The following is a 14,055-nucleotide window of genomic DNA, read 5'->3' as shown; positions in this document are numbered from 1 at the left end:
GGTCACATTCCGAACCCGGAAGCTAAGCCTCTCAGCGCCGATGGTACTGCAAGGGGGACCTTGTGGGAGAGTAGGACGCCGCCGGACTTAACGTAAGAAGATGTGGCCATCGGCCCTCCATCGTGAAATCGCAGGGGAGACCCTCGTTCACGGTGGTGGCCGGTGGCCATTTCTGTTTGCCGCTCGTCGCTCGTCGCTCGACGTCGGCTCCGGTTCGTGATGGACTGGAGCTCGAACGTCGGTCCGACCGACGCGGCACCCAACACAACGACACAGCGGACGAACGCCCGGCCTTCGGCTCGGGCACGCGATGAGGAGCAACGGTGGCGAACGACGACGAGCGGCGGAACGACGGCGACCGGGGAGACCGACCCCGACGGGACGACCGAGCCCCTCGACGCGACGGAGGTCCGCGCGGAGACGCTGCGAGCGGAGGCCGTTGGTCGTCCGGTCCGCGTGACTTCGAACGCCGTGAGGATGACCGTCGTGACCGTCCTGAGCGCTCCGACCGTCCGTTCCGCGACGGCGCTGCACGTCGCGACAGTGCGCCGCGGAGCGGTGGCGACCGTCCGTTCCGCTCCGGAGACCGTGATGATCGTCCGTCGTGGCGGAGCGATCGCGGCGACTCCGGCCGTCCGCCGCGCGGCGACGGCCCCCGCGGTGCTGAGCGTCCGCGCCGCGACGGGGACCGTCCGTTCCGGTCGGACCGCCCCGCGCGTGATGGTGACCGTCCCGCCTACCGTGGTGGTTCGGATCGTCCGCGTCGTGATGGGGACCGCCCCTACCAGGGTGGTTCGGATCGTCCGCGTCGTGATGGCGACCGTCCCGCGTACCGCGGTGGGTCGGACCGTCCCGACCGTCCCGCCCGCGATGGCGACCGGCCGGCCTACCGCGGTGGCTCGGACCGTCCCGCCCGCGACGGCGATCGTCCTGCTCACCGCGGTGGTTCGGATCGTCCGCGTCGTGATGGTGACCGCCCGTACCAGGGCGGCTCGAATCGCCCGCGTCGTGATGGCGACCGTCCCGCGTACCGCGGTGGTTCCGACCGTCCCGACCGCGGTGGAGACCGCCCGTACCGCGGTGGTTCTGACCGCCCGGCTCGTGATGGCGACCGTCCGTCGTACCGTGGCGGCTCATCGGACCGTCCGCGTCGTGACGGCGACCGTCCCGCGTACCGCGGTGGTTCCGACCGTCCCGCGTACCGCGGTGGTTCCGACCGTCCGGCCCGCGACGCCGACCGTCCGCGTCGTGACGGCGATCGTCCGTCCTTCCGGGGTGCTTCGGACCGTCCGGCCCGCGGTGGCGACCGCCCGCGTCAGGACGGTGGCGACGACCGACGCCGCTTCGGCGACGGGACGCGTCACGCCGGCGCACGGTTCGGCGAGGCAGCCCGCGACGACTGGGAAGACCGCGACCCGTACGGCACGAAGTCGATCCGCCCGCGCCACGACGACCCGGACATCCCCGACGAGATCGATGCGCGCGACCTCGACCCCGCAGCGCGCATGGAGCTGAAGACGCTCAGCAAGGACAACGCCGACTGGGTCGCCCGGCACCTCGTGGCCGCGGCGCTGTTCGTCGACGAGGACCCCGCTCTGGCGAACGAGCACGCCCTGAGCGCCGCCCGCCGTGCCGGTCGCGTCGGTGTCGTCCGCGAGACCGCTGCGATCACGGCGTACCGCCTGGGGGACTTCGCGACCGCGCTGCGCGAGCTCCGCACCTACCGGCGCATCTCCGGCCGCAACGACCAGCTCCCGATGATGGTGGACTGCGAACGAGGCCTCGGCCGCCCCGAGCGTGCGCTCGAACTCGGTCGTTCGGTGGAGCGTGCCGCGCTCGACACCGCGGTGCAGGTCGAACTCGCGATCGCGATGTCCGGCGCACGCATCGACCTCGGGAACCCCACAGCTGCCCTGGGCGAGCTGGAGATTCCACAGCTGGACCCGTCCACGGCCTACACGTGGTCACCGGCGCTCTACAGTGCTTACGCGGCCACGCTCGAAGAGCTCGGCCGCCAGGACGAGGCCGACGAGTGGTGGGCCCGTGTCGACCGTGCGGCAACGGCTCTCGCCGAAGCCGCCGACGAGAACGCTTGGGAGACAGTTGATGTGGTCGAGGAAACGCTCGAAGTCGAAGAACACGGAGACGCCGGCGAGCTCGACGACACCGACCAGCTCGACGACGACGACGACGCCGACCTCGACGACGACGAGCCAGCCCTCGCCGAGCCCGACGTCGTCGGCGAACCCGGCGACGCCGACGAGCCCGGCGAGCTCGACGACGACAACCCCCGCGACGTCGACGGCTCCGCAGCCGACTGACGTCCCGACCGCGCCGACCGACGGCGTCGACGTGGTGCTCACGGACCTCGACGGCGTCGTCTACCGGGGGCGCAACGCCATCCCGCACGCGGTCGAGGCGCTCACACGGGCATCGCTGACCGCACGGGTCGGGTACATCACCAACAACGCGTCCCGACGAACGATCGACGTCGCCGAGCACCTCGAGCGCTACGGGCTCGAGGTGTCCGAGGACGACGTCGTCACGTCGTCGCAGGCGGGCGTGCAGCTCCTGTCGACGCTGGTGCCCGCCGGCGCGACGGTGCTCGTCACCGGTGGGCTGGGACTGTCGAGCATCGTCGAGGCCGCCGGCTTCACGGTGACGACCAGTGCCGAGGACTCCCCGGCCGCGGTCATCCAGGGCTTCTCCCCGGACCTCGGGTGGAAGGAACTGGCCGAGGCGTCGTTCGCGTTGGCCGACCCGGCGATCCCGTGGGTCGCCACGAACATGGACTGGTCGATCCCGGTCGAGCGCGGCATCGCCCCCGGCAACGGCACGCTCGTGTCCGCGGTCCACCAGGCCGTGGGGCGGATGCCCGTGGTCGCCGGCAAGCCGGAGCGCCCGATCTTCGACGCCGCGGTCGAGCGGTTCGGCGGTGGGAAGACACTGTTCATCGGCGACCGTCTCGACACCGACATCAAGGGGGCGAACGACGTCGGGATCCCGAGCGTCCTCGTGCTCACGGGCATCGACCAGGCGAAGCAGGTGCTCGCGGCCGATCAGCGTTCACGTCCGGTGTTCGTGCTCGAGGACCTCCGTGGTCTGTCCGAGCCCTACCCGGTGATCGTCCGGCGGCAGGACGACGACGGCACGCGGTACGTCACCGTCGGCAGCGCCACCGTGGCGATGCGGGGACACGTGGTGCGGGTGCTCGACGCCGGCAGCGACATCGATCGACTCCGCGCCGGCGCAGCGCTGATCTGGGAGTCCGGTCTGGCCATCTACGGCCTCGACGTGGACCCGCAGCTGTACGGCGGCGAGTAGCGTGTCGGACGTGCCGAACCCCGAGCAGCCGTCCGCCGACCTGGAACCGCAGGACGAGTTCGCCGTGCGCACCTCGGCGGCCGAGACCCTGCCGCTCGTCGAACGTGCAGACGCGTTCTCGGCACTCCACGACGAGCTGCGCACGCGGCTCGAGAGCGGCGGCACCGCGAGTGCCTGAACCGGACGGAGCCGTGCCCGACGCGACCCCGGTCCGCCTCGATGCCCTGCTCGCGACACGTGGCCTCGCGCGCTCGCGCACCGCTGCCACCAAGCTCATCCAGGACGGCCGGGTGACGGTGGACGGTCGTCCTGTCGTGAAGCCCTCCACCCCGACCTCGCCGGCTGCCGACATCGTGGTCGACGCGGCCGACGAGTGGGTCTCCCGCGCTGCCCAGAAGCTGATCGGAGCGCTCGATGCGTTCGGCGTCGACCCGTCCGGCCGTGTGGTGCTCGACGTCGGTGCGAGCACGGGTGGCTTCACGCAGGTGCTCCTGGCCCGTGGTGCTCGCCGGGTCATCGCGCTCGACGTCGGGCACGGGCAACTGCACCCGACGATCGCCGTCGACGAACGTGTCGCCGTGGTCGAGGGCACCAACGCCCGCAGCCTGACCCGGTCGGACTACCTCGCGCTCGACGGCGCCGCAGCCGAGACGACCCTGGTGGTCGGCGACCTGTCCTTCATCTCGCTCCGGCTCGTGCTGCCCGCCCTGGCCGAGGCCGTCCCCGCCGACGACTTCGTCCTGTTGGTGAAGCCGCAGTTCGAGGTCGGTCGCGGTGGGGTGCGCGAGGGCATCGTGCACGATCCGGCGCTCCGCGACGACGCCCTGATGAACGTCCTGTGGGCCGCGTGGGACCTGGGCTTCGGGACCACCGGGCTCGCGGCGTCGCCCATCATCGGGACGCACGGGAACCACGAGTACCTCGCGCGCTTCCAGCGTGGTGTCGGTGGCAATCCGACAGAATGGAGAGTCCGAGCAACCGAACTCACAGAGGGGACCGCATGAGCGACGACCGGCACATCCTGCTCGTCTCCCACACGGGTCGCCGTGACTCGATCGACGCTGCGGTCGAGGTCTGCGACCTCCTGCACGCCGCCGGTCTGATCCCGGTGATGCCGTTCGACGAGTACGCCGACATCCGGCGGGCCGAAGCCTCGGTGGGGCAGGTCGACATCCTGGGCGTCGACGTCCAGGCGGACCAGCTCGAGATCGTCATCGTGCTCGGCGGCGACGGCACGATCCTGCGCGCGGCCGAACTCGTGCGCGAGACGCGGGCACCGATCGTCGGCGTGAACCTCGGGCACGTGGGCTTCCTGGCGGAGAGCGAGCGGGACGCCCTCGCCGAGACCGTCGAGCGTGCTCTGTCGGGTGAGTACCACGTCGAGGAGCGCGTCACCCTGCAGGTCGACGTGGTCGTCGGCAACCAGATCGTCTACTCGAGTTGGGCGCTCAACGAGGCCACCATCGAGAAGGCATCGCGCGAGCGCATGCTCGAAGTGGTGACCGAGGTCGACGGACGCCCGCTGTCCTCGTTCGGGTGCGACGGCGTCGTCGTGTCGACCCCCACCGGGTCCACGGCGTACTCGTTCTCCGGCGGCGGTCCCATCGTCTGGCCCGACGTCGACGCCCTGCTGATGGTGCCGCTCAGCGCGCACGCCCTGTTCGCCCGCCCGATCGTGGTGGGCCCGGACTGCACGCTCGCGATCGAGGTCCTGCGGCGCACGAGCGGTGTCGGGGTGCTGTGGTGCGACGGTCGCCGGACGCACGACCTGCCGCCGGGCGCTCGCGTCGAGGTCCGACGGTCGCCGGACCCCGTGCGGGTCGCGCGCCTCAAGGACGCCCCGTTCACCGACCGGTTGGTCGCGAAGTTCCGGCTCCCGGTCACCGGGTGGCGCGGGCCGCAGACCGACGAGGACGAGGACCACCTGTGACCGGCCGAGGCGAGGAGCACCACCGATGATCGAGGAGATCGCGATCCGTGACCTCGGGGTCATCGGCGAGACCACGCTCGAACTCGGTCCGGGGTTCACCGTCGTCACGGGCGAGACCGGTGCCGGCAAGACCATGATCGTCACGGCCCTCGGGCTGTTGCTCGGTGCTCGGGCGGACGCCGGTTCGGTCCGCCGTGGTGCCTCGAGCGCCGTGGTCGAGGGCCGGTGGAACGTCCCCGAGCACGCTGCCGTCGCCGAACGCGTCGAGGACGCCGGCGGCGCGGTGGAGGACGGCGAACTGATCCTCACGCGCACGGTCTCGGCCGAGGGGCGCGGCCGTGCGACCGTCGGGGGCCGCAGCGCTCCCGTCGCCGTGCTCGGTGAACTCGCGGACCAGCTCGTGACGGTGCACGGCCAGTCCGACCAGATCCGACTGACCTCGTCGACCGCGCAGCGTGCGGCGCTCGACGGCTTCGGCGGGGCGGCCCTCGAGAAGGCCCTGAACCGGTACGTCGCCGCGTACGACGCGTGGCAGCAGCACACGGGCGAACTCGAGACACTGACGCGCGACCGCGACGAGCGGGTGGCCGAAGCCGACCGGATCCGCGCTGCCTCGGACGAGATCGAAGCGGCCGACCCGCAGCCCGGCGAGGACGTCGAGCTCGCCGAGCGCGCCGACCGGCTCGGCAACCTCGAGGAACTCCGGCTGTCCGCGGCCCTGGCGCACGAGGCCCTGTCCAGCGAGTCCCTCGATGGCGTCTCCGACGTCGTCGGCCTGGTCGAGTCCGCCCGACGCGCCGTCGAGCGGGTCGCCGACTCCGACGCCGCCCTGCAGCCCGTGCTCGAACAGCTCACGGAGCTCGGCATCCAGGCGGCCGAGGCCTCGGCGAGCATCTCCAGCTACCTCGGCTCGCTCGAGCCCGAGGCCGGTCACGACCTCGAGCTCATCAACGAACGGCGCGCCCTGCTCGCCGGCCTCACCCGCAAGTACGGCGAGACCGTCGACGACGTCATCGACTACGGGCAGCGGGCGAGCGACCGCCTGCTCGAGCTGGACGGCGACGACGACCGCATCGCCGCCCTCCAGCAGTCCGTCGAACAGGACGAACAGGCACTCGGGTTGGCCGCGGCCGCGTTGACCGCTGCCCGCACGAAGGCGGCAGCGGACCTCGCGAAGCGCGTCACGACCGAGCTGAAGACACTCGCGATGGCCGGCGCCACCCTGGTGGTCGAGGTCACCGACGCGGGGGAGTACCGACGACACGGACGCGACCAGGTGTCGATCCTGCTGCAGCCGCACTCCGGCACGGACCCCCGACCGATCGGCAAGGGGGCATCGGGCGGCGAGCTCTCGCGCGTGATGCTCGCGATCGAGGTCGTGATGGCCGGCAGCACGACCGTGCCGACGTTCGTCTTCGACGAGGTCGACGCGGGCGTGGGCGGTGCCGCGGCGATCGAGATCGGCCGTCGGCTGGCGAAGCTCGCCGAGCGCACGCAGGTCATCGTCGTCACCCACCTGGCGCAGGTCGCGGCCTTCGCGAACAACCACCTCAACGTGGTGAAGGACGCGAGTGGCGCCGTGACCTCGTCGAGCGTGCGACGGCTCGAGGGCGAGGACCGCCTGCAGGAGATGGCGCGGTTGCTCTCGGGGCTCGGCGACAGCGCGAGCGGCGTGGAGCACGCCCGCGAACTGCTCGACGTGGCCGGCCAGACGGCCTGACCTGCCACGCGGCCGCAAGCAAGCAAGCACGGCAAGCACGCAGTCAAGCACGCAGGCAAGCACGCAGGGACGCAGGCAAGCACGCGCGCCCACGCGCGCACGGCCCGACGACCCGGCCGCCCACCCCGCGCAACGCCCACGGCGAACCGAGGTCGCGCCTCCCGGCAGTTCTGACGTACGATGGAATCCCGTGGCGGACACTCTCAGCAGCGGTACCCAGGCAAACACCCCGACCCCGAAGGTGACGAAGCAGATCTTCGTGACCGGCGGGGTCGTCTCGTCTCTCGGCAAGGGCCTGACGGCAGCCAGCCTCGGCAATCTCCTGACGGCTCGCGGCCTCAAGGTCGTCATGCAGAAGCTCGACCCGTACCTCAACGTGGACCCGGGCACCATGAACCCGTTCCAGCACGGCGAGGTCTTCGTGACCGACGACGGTGCGGAGACGGACCTCGACATCGGACACTACGAGCGTTTCCTCGACATCAACCTGGCGCAGTCGGCGAACGTCACGACCGGCCAGGTGTACTCGACGGTGATCGCCAAGGAGCGTCGTGGCGAGTACCTCGGTGACACCGTGCAGGTCATCCCGCACATCACCGACGAGATCAAGCGTCGGATGCGCGAGCAGGCGGAGAACGACCCGCAGCCCGACGTCATCATCACCGAGGTCGGCGGCACCGTCGGCGACATCGAGTCGCAGCCGTTCATCGAGTCGGCGCGCCAGGTGCGCCACGAGCTCGGCCGCAACAACGTGTTCTTCGTGCACGTTTCGCTCGTGCCGTTCATGAACGCCTCGGGTGAGCAGAAGACGAAGCCGACGCAGCACTCGGTCGCCGCGCTCCGCTCGATCGGCATCCAGCCCGACGCCCTCGTGCTGCGGTCGGACCGCCCGGTGTCGGACTCGAACAAGAAGAAGATCGCCCTGATGTGCGACGTCGACGAGGACGCCGTGGTGAACGCCGTGGACGTCCCGTCGATCTACGACCTGCCGACGCTGCTGAACAACCAGGGCCTCGACCAGGTCATCGTCGACGCGCTCAAGCTCGAGGCCGGCCCGGTCGACTGGACCGCGTGGACGCCGGTGCTCCGTGCCGTGCACGAGCCGAAGAAGGACGTCACGATCGCCCTCGTCGGCAAGTACATCGACCTGCCGGACGCCTACCTGTCGGTCACCGAGGCGCTCCGTGCCGGCGGCTTCGCGCACGACGCGAAGGTGACGCTGAAGTGGGTCGTCTCCGACGACTGCACCACGCCCGAGGGCGCTGCGAAGCAGCTCGGCGACGTCGACGGCATCTGCATCCCCGGCGGGTTCGGCGTGCGCGGCATCGAGGGCAAGCTCGGCGCGCTGCGCTTCGCCCGTGAGCAGGGCATCCCGACGCTCGGCCTGTGCCTCGGCCTGCAGTGCATGGTCATCGAGTACGCCCGCCACGAGGCCGGCCTGACCGACGCGTCGAGCACCGAGTTCGACCCGGAGACCTCGACGCCGGTCATCGCGACCATGGCGGAGCAGGTGGACATCATCGCCGGCGGCGACCTGGGCGGCACCATGCGCCTCGGCCTGTACCCGGCGACGTTCAGCTCCGGCTCGTTGGCCGAGTCGCTCTACGGTGCGCCCGAGGCGTCCGAGCGCCACCGTCACCGCTACGAGGTCAACAACACGTACCGGCAGCAGATCGCGGACGCCGGCCTGGTGTTCTCGGGCACGTCGCCCGACGGCAGCCTGGTCGAGTACGTCGAGCTGCCGCGTGACGTGCACCCGTTCTACATCGCGACGCAGGCGCACCCGGAGCTGCGCTCGCGTCCGACGAACGCGCACCCGCTGTTCGCGGGGCTCGTCGCGGCCGCGATCGAGCGCCACGAGGCGTCCAGCCTGTTCGACCCGCAGAACGAGGAGCAGGTCGCGTAAGCACAGCCCAGCCACGAGCGGACGGGAGGTGGGCCCCGCCAGCCGGTACCGGCGCACCGCGCCAGCGGGGTGACGGCCGTGCCTGGAGGGACGGTGCCAGCTGGCACCGCGCCTCCCGTCAGTCTTTGGTCGCGCCCACCGAACCTGGTTCCGGACACGGAACCACGGAACGACGCGGTGCTGTGTCCGGAACCTGGTTCCGCGAGGGGCGCGTGCTTGGATGGTTCCGTGACTGACGCACCCATCGCTGACGAAGCCGCCTCGTTCGAGGTCACCGAGTCCACCGTCGTGTACGACGGCGCCGTCTGGGACGTGCGCCGCGACGCGATCGCGTACCACGACGAGACGATGGTGCGGGAGTACATCGACCACACCGGTGCCGTCGCGGTCTACGCCGAGGACGACGAGGGCCGTGTCCTCGTGATCCAGCAGTACCGGCACCCCGTGCGGGTGCGCGACTGGGAGCTGCCGGCCGGCCTGCTCGACGTCGAGGGCGAGGACCTCCAGGTCGCTGCCGCCCGCGAACTCGCTGAAGAGGCCGACCTCGAAGCGGACACCTGGGAGCCGCTGGTCCGGTACAACACGTCGTCCGGCGGGAGCAACGAATTCCTGCAGGTCTACCGCGCCCGGGGCGTGCGGCCCACGACGACGGCGTTCGAGCGCGAGGCTGAGGAAGCCGACATCGTGAAGCGGTGGGTGCCGCGGGCCGAGCTGGTGGAGGCGATCCTCGATGGTCGGCTGCACAACTCCGGGCTGGTCGTGGCCGTGCTCGCGGTGGATGCGCTCGAGCGAGGCCGCGCATGAGCCTGCGAGAACTGGTCGACGCGGCGACGTGGACGCACGAGCCCGAGGCCGTGGAGTTCGACGGCGACGTGCTGCGCGTGACCGCGGTCGAGGGCAGCGACGCCTGGCGGACCACCTCGTACGGGTTCGTCCACGACTCCGAGCACGCGCTGGTGCAGCCCCTCGACGGGTCGTTCTCGGTCGAGGCATCGTTCGTCCTCGACTACACGGAGCAGTTCGACCAGGCCGGTGTCTTCCTGCGCGTCGACGAGCGGAACTGGATCAAGGCCGGTGTCGAGTTCTCCGACGGGACGCCGCAGCTCGGCGCCGTGGTGACCCGTGACTTCTCGGACTGGTCGGTGGCGCCCGTGCCGGAGTGGGTGGGACGTGTGGTGACCGTCCGGGCCAGCCGCGACGGTGATGCCGTGACCGTCCGGGCGTGGGCCGACGACGAGGAACCCCGGCTGGTGCGGGTTGCGTACCTCGATCCCGATGCTGCCGTGTCGGCCGGACTGCTGTGTGCAGCTCCGACGCGAGCCGGCCTGACCGTGACGTTCACCGGGTACCGGGTCGGGGCCCCCGACGAGGCACTGCACTGACCGTGCGCCTGCTGTCGTGATTCCCCTGGACCGTGCCACGGAGACGTACCTGCGGCACGTCGCGATCGAGCGCGGGCTGTCGCAGCACACGCTGTCGGCGTACCGGCGTGACCTGGCGGTGTTCACCTCGTGGCTGGCGACGGCTTCGGTCGTCGAGTCCGACGGTGCCGACCGGGCCGGCGGGGCATCTGCGATCGACGACGTCGGGCGGCTCGCTCGGGCAGACGTCTCGGAGTTCGTGACCTACCTGGCGACGAAGCCGGACGGTCCGCTGGCACCGAGGTCGATCGCCCGGATGCTCAGCTCGGTGCGGTCGTTCACGGCCTTCGCGGCGGGGGAGGGCTGGCTGCCGCTCGACCCCGGTACCGCCGTCCGGCCGCCGAAGGCCCCGATGCGGCTGCCCAAGGCGATCTCGGTGGAGGACATGGAGCGGCTGCTCGGCGCGGTGTCGACGGACGTCTCCGCAGACGGCGTTTCCGGTGTGGACGACCCCGTGCGGCTGCGGGACAAGGCGTTGCTCGAACTGCTCTACGCCACCGGCGCGCGGATCTCCGAGGCGGTGGGGTTGTCGGTGGACGACGTGACGACACTGTCCGACGACTCAGCCCCCGACGCCGACGGTCTCGCCGTCGTGAAGGTCACCGGCAAGGGGAACAAGCAGCGGGTCGTGCCCCTCGGCAGTTTCGCCCGGGCGGCGATCGACGCCTACCTGGTGCGGGCCCGTCCGGTGTTCGCGGCACGAGGGGCCTCGACGCCGGCACTGTTCCTCGGCGCCCGAGGTGCTCGGCTGTCACGGCAGAGCGCGTGGCTCGTGATCCAGTCGGCGGCCGAGGCGGCGGAACTCGAGGCGCATGTGTCGCCGCACACGTTCCGGCACTCGTTCGCGACGCACCTGCTCGAGGGCGGTGCCGATGTGCGCGTGGTGCAGGAGTTGCTCGGGCACGCGAGCGTCGCGACGACCCAGATCTACACGATGGTGACGGCGGACATGCTGCGGGACGTCTACCAGACGGCGCATCCGCGGGCGCGGCGGTAGGGCTCGTCGTTCGGCGGGCCCGGGCGTGCACTTCGTGAGCAGAAATGGTCGGGTCGCTGGTCGGTACCCGACCATTTCTGCTCACGAAGTCGGACGGTGACAGCCCCGGATGCGTCAGAAGAGGTGGAACTGGGCCGATGCCGCCACCGCGCCCGTCGCGACCGCCACCACCACCGCGCTCGAGGACGCACTCCTCGCCGCGACCGCCCACCCGCCGGTCGCACCGGGGCGAGCGACACCGACGAGCCCGCACACGAGGGCGAGCGCGCTGCTGACACCCAGCGGGTTGACGAGGATCGACGTCAGGGCCAGCAGCACCGCGAGTATCGTGAACACGCACAACCGGCGGTCGCGACTGCCGCCGGACGCCCACGCGTGGGTCCGGATCGATGCCGTGTGCACGGAGAACGAGGGGCCGACAGGTGCGACGACGATCGGCAGGACCGGTTCCGGAGCACTCGGCAGGACACGGGTCGCGGCACCCCAGGCGTGACCGTCCCACCAGCGGAGACGACTGGCGTCCTGCGGGTCCGGGAACCAGCCTGCGGCCGGCAGTGTCACGGGGACTCCTCGAGGTGCGGGGGGATGGTGCTCCTCGACGGTAGGGGACGCCGCCCCGCCGCCACAGTCCCAAGGTGGGTGTCGGCACAAGTGCGGACACCCGGCGGTGCGCTACGGTCGGCTGGTGACCGCGAGCCTGGACGACTTCTGGAACGAGCGGCGCGACGAGGCCTCGGAACTGCCGGCCGAGGTGCCGGAGGCGTGGTCGTTCGGTGCCACGCCGCACCAGGCTGATGAGCTGCTCGGCCTGGTGCTCCGCGGGGTCAAGGACGGCACAGCGTCATCGCTCTGGGACTACGAGGCGACGGGGGATCCGCTCCCCGCGGCCGGGGAGTGCAGCATCGTGACCGACGGCGCCGGTGTTCCCCGGGCCGTCATCGAGACGACGGACGTCCGGATCGTCCCGTTCGACGCCGTCGGGGCCGAGCACGCTCGCGCCGAAGGCGAGGGCGACCGGACTCTCGAGCACTGGCGGACGGTGCACGAGGCGTACTGGCGTGAGCACTCCGAGAACCCGCGCGGCTTCGAACCGGACATGCCGGTGGTCTGCGAGCGCTTCCGGCTGATCTGGCCGACGCCGACGCCGACGCCGACGCCTGCGCCGACCCAGACGACGACGCCGACGCCGGAGTAGACGCAGCCGCCGACCGTCAGCGCCTGACCGAGCAGATCAGGCCGGGACGGGTGCCGCGTCGACCTCGGTGAACACGTCCTTCACGGCGGCGAGCAGCCGCGCGTTGAAGTCGACGCCGAGCTGGTTCGGCACCGTGACGAGCACGGTGTCGGCAGCGCGGACGGCCTGGTCGGCCGCGAGCTCCGCGACGAGGTCCTCGGGTGAGCCGATGTACGAGCGGCCGAAGCGGGCGAACCCGCCGTCGAGGTGTCCGACCTGGTCCTGCCCCTCGACCTGTGCGCGGACGCCGAAGTAGTGCCGCGACTCGTCGTCGATGATCGGGATGATACTCCGCGAGACCGACACCCGAGGGGTTCGCTCCCAGCCCGACTCGGCCCAGACGCGGCGGAAGCGCTCGATCTGCTCGGCCTGCAGTTCGTCGAACGGCACGCCGGTGTCCTCGGTGAGCAGGGTGGAGGACATCAGGTTCATGCCCTGTTCGGCGGTCCACTCGGCGGTGGCTCGTGTGCCGGCGCCCCACCAGATGCGGTCGCCGAGCGTGTCGGAGAGCGGGGAGATCGGCAGCGATCCGACCGAGCCGGTCATCTGCGGGTTGGCGTTGGCCATCGGTTCGCCGGCGACGGCGCGACGGAACACGCTGGTGTGCGCGCGGGCCATGTCGCCGCCGTTCTCGTCGGACGCGTCCGGCACGTAGCCGAACTGCTGGTAACCGGCGAGGGCGGTCTCGGGTGAGCCACGGGAGACTCCGAGCTGCAGTCGTCCGCCGGAGATCAGGTCGGTCGCCGCGGCCTCCTCGGCCATGTAGAGCGGGTTCTCGTAGCGCATGTCGATCACGCCGGTCCCGATCTCGATGCGGCTGGTCTTCGCGGCGATCGCGGACAGCAGGGGGAACGGTGCCGCCTGCTGCGGTGCGAAGTGGTGCACGCGGAAGTAGGCGCCGTCGACGCCGGCCTCTTCGGCAGCGACCGCGAGGTCGATCGCCTGCACCAGGGACTCACGCCCGCTGCGCACCTTCGACCCCGGCACGTCGCGCCAGTGTCCGAACGACAGGAACCCGATCTTCGTCATGTCGATGCAAACGCATCCGGAGAGTCGGGCATTCCGTCACGACTACGGTGTCCGCCATGGACGACCCCCGCACCGCGCTCGACACGGAACGCGCTCGCAATGTACGGCTGCTCGCCGACGTCGAGCGGAGCATGCGTGACGTCAGTGACGCCCGCCAGGACGCCAACTCCGACGACGAGCACGACCCCGAGGGCGCGACCCTCGCGTGGGAGCGCGGCTCACTCGGCGCCGTCCGCGACGCGGCCCGGCAGCGGATCGAGCAGGTGGACGCCGCGCTCGCGCGGCTCGACGCCGGCACCTACGGGACCTGCGCGGTCGGCGGCGAACCGATCCCAGCGGCCCGATTGGCCGCCGTCCCGTGGGCCGCGACGTGCGTCGCCCACGCGTGACGGGCCTCCTGGCGGACACCCGCTGACGGACGGGAGGCGCGGCGCATCCCCGCCACACGTCCTCCGTCACGCGCACCCCGCGTCCACCGCGTGCGCCGCGGATTC

Annotated in this window: 15 protein-coding genes and 1 rRNA gene; 14 read left to right on the top strand and 2 right to left on the bottom strand. The window is 71.3% G+C overall.

What is annotated here, in order from left to right; genetic code table 11:
* The 12 genes from rrf to EDF51_RS10650 all read left to right on the top strand — a co-directional run.
* Positions 1–87, top strand: a 5S ribosomal RNA gene (gene rrf, locus EDF51_RS10700); the annotation flags it as partial.
* Positions 88–486: 399 nt separating this feature from the next.
* A complete protein-coding gene (locus EDF51_RS10695; protein ID WP_133939094.1) occupies positions 487–1,515 on the top strand; it encodes a hypothetical protein in 1,029 nt (342 codons plus the stop codon).
* Entirely contained in the window at positions 1,506–2,321 is an 816-nt protein-coding gene (locus EDF51_RS10690) for a hypothetical protein (RefSeq protein ID WP_131881746.1), read from the top strand. The genes EDF51_RS10695 and EDF51_RS10690 overlap by 10 nt, the downstream gene beginning before the upstream one ends.
* A gap of 31 nt (positions 2,322–2,352) precedes the next feature.
* Positions 2,353–3,324, top strand: coding sequence for an HAD-IIA family hydrolase (locus EDF51_RS10685; protein WP_134194841.1), 972 nt, complete (start codon positions 2,353–2,355; stop codon positions 3,322–3,324).
* Positions 3,325–3,334: 10 nt separating this feature from the next.
* Positions 3,335–3,502, top strand: coding sequence for a hypothetical protein (locus EDF51_RS19870; protein WP_165932464.1), 168 nt, complete (start codon positions 3,335–3,337; stop codon positions 3,500–3,502).
* 13 nt (positions 3,503–3,515) lie between these two features.
* Positions 3,516–4,328 carry a TlyA family RNA methyltransferase gene (locus EDF51_RS10680; RefSeq protein ID WP_243692515.1) on the top strand — a complete coding sequence of 271 codons (813 nt, stop codon included), beginning with the start codon at positions 3,516–3,518 and terminating at the stop codon, positions 4,326–4,328.
* On the top strand, positions 4,325–5,254 hold the full coding sequence (locus EDF51_RS10675) for an NAD kinase (RefSeq protein WP_111086586.1): 930 nt from the start codon (positions 4,325–4,327) through the stop codon (positions 5,252–5,254). Before EDF51_RS10680 ends, EDF51_RS10675 begins: the two co-directional genes overlap by 4 nt.
* 25 nt (positions 5,255–5,279) lie before the next feature.
* Entirely contained in the window at positions 5,280–6,974 is a 1,695-nt protein-coding gene (gene recN / locus EDF51_RS10670; protein WP_134194839.1) for a DNA repair protein RecN, read from the top strand.
* Positions 6,975–7,164: 190 nt separating this feature from the next.
* Positions 7,165–8,880, top strand: coding sequence for a CTP synthase (locus EDF51_RS10665; RefSeq protein WP_173170571.1), 1,716 nt, complete (start codon positions 7,165–7,167; stop codon positions 8,878–8,880).
* A 228-nt stretch (positions 8,881–9,108) separates the two neighbouring features.
* Complete coding sequence (locus tag EDF51_RS10660; protein WP_173170563.1) at positions 9,109–9,684, top strand: NUDIX hydrolase; 576 nt, start codon at positions 9,109–9,111, stop codon at positions 9,682–9,684.
* Positions 9,681–10,262 (top strand): DUF1349 domain-containing protein, encoded by a 582-nt coding sequence (locus tag EDF51_RS10655; protein WP_133939090.1) that lies wholly within the window; start codon positions 9,681–9,683, stop codon positions 10,260–10,262. Before EDF51_RS10660 ends, EDF51_RS10655 begins: the two co-directional genes overlap by 4 nt.
* 19 nt (positions 10,263–10,281) lie before the next feature.
* Positions 10,282–11,298, top strand: a complete 1,017-nt coding sequence (locus tag EDF51_RS10650) for a site-specific tyrosine recombinase XerD (protein ID WP_133939106.1) — start codon at positions 10,282–10,284, stop codon at positions 11,296–11,298.
* A 114-nt stretch (positions 11,299–11,412) separates the two neighbouring features.
* Here the strand turns inward: EDF51_RS10650 and EDF51_RS10645 are convergent, their stop codons facing one another.
* Positions 11,413–11,859, bottom strand: coding sequence for a DUF2510 domain-containing protein (locus EDF51_RS10645; RefSeq protein ID WP_166673269.1), 447 nt, complete (start codon positions 11,857–11,859; stop codon positions 11,413–11,415).
* A 124-nt stretch (positions 11,860–11,983) separates the two neighbouring features.
* On the opposite strand from EDF51_RS10645, the gene EDF51_RS10640 reads away from it, so the two are divergent.
* On the top strand, positions 11,984–12,493 hold the full coding sequence (locus EDF51_RS10640) for an ASCH domain-containing protein (RefSeq protein ID WP_243834095.1): 510 nt from the start codon (positions 11,984–11,986) through the stop codon (positions 12,491–12,493).
* A gap of 36 nt (positions 12,494–12,529) precedes the next feature.
* On the opposite strand, the gene EDF51_RS10635 is transcribed toward EDF51_RS10640, so the two are convergent.
* Complete coding sequence (locus EDF51_RS10635; protein ID WP_134194837.1) at positions 12,530–13,567, bottom strand: LLM class flavin-dependent oxidoreductase; 1,038 nt, start codon at positions 13,565–13,567, stop codon at positions 12,530–12,532.
* A 50-nt stretch (positions 13,568–13,617) separates the two neighbouring features.
* Between EDF51_RS10635 and EDF51_RS10630 the strand changes: the two genes are divergently transcribed.
* On the top strand, positions 13,618–13,950 hold the full coding sequence (locus tag EDF51_RS10630) for a TraR/DksA family transcriptional regulator (protein ID WP_134194835.1): 333 nt from the start codon (positions 13,618–13,620) through the stop codon (positions 13,948–13,950).
* Positions 13,951–14,055: the final 105 nt, after the last annotated feature.

Source organism: Curtobacterium sp. PhB25 (assembly GCF_004365375.1).
Classification (GTDB): domain Bacteria; phylum Actinomycetota; class Actinomycetes; order Actinomycetales; family Microbacteriaceae; genus Curtobacterium.
This window is presented reverse-complemented; position numbering and strand designations above follow the sequence as displayed.